Below are 506 nucleotides of genomic sequence, written 5' to 3' on the forward strand. Positions count from 1 at the left end.
GTGATTCATGACTGGGGTGAAGTCGTAACAAGGTAACCGTAGGGGAACCTGCGGTTGGATCACCTCCTTACCTTAAAGAACCTGCCTTTGTAGTGCTCACACAGATTGTCTGATGAAAAACAGCAGTAAAAAACCTCTACAGGCTTGTAGCTCAGGTGGTTAGAGCGCACCCCTGATAAGGGTGAGGTCGGTGGTTCAAGTCCACTCAGGCCTACCAAATTTGCAAAGCAAATTTGAAGAGGTTGCAAACGATGGGGCTATAGCTCAGCTGGGAGAGCGCCTGCTTTGCACGCAGGAGGTCTGCGGTTCGATCCCGCATAGCTCCACCATCTTTTACTGCGAACACAAGAAAACTTCAGAGTGAACCTGAAAAGGTGCACTGCGAAGTTTTGCTCTTTAAAAATCTGGATCAAGCTGAAAATTGAAACGACACACATGTTATGTGTGTTCGAGTCTCTCAAATTTTCGCAATCATGAAGTGAAACATCTTCGGGTTGTGAGGTTAA

2 tRNA genes and 1 rRNA gene are annotated in these 506 nt (G+C 46.6%); all 3 read left to right on the forward strand.

The annotated features are described in order from the left end of the window. Positions 1-70 (forward strand): 16S ribosomal RNA (locus tag ACTJJI_RS26225); the annotation flags it as partial. Positions 71-140: 70 nt separating this feature from the next. Further along, positions 141-217 (forward strand) — tRNA-Ile (locus tag ACTJJI_RS26230). Between the two features lie 36 nt (positions 218-253). Further along, positions 254-329 (forward strand) — tRNA-Ala (locus ACTJJI_RS26235). The last annotated feature ends 177 nt before the right edge of the window (positions 330-506 follow it).

Source organism: Enterobacter sp. 22466, from assembly GCF_052044775.1.
GTDB lineage: Bacteria > Pseudomonadota > Gammaproteobacteria > Enterobacterales > Enterobacteriaceae > Enterobacter > Enterobacter dissolvens.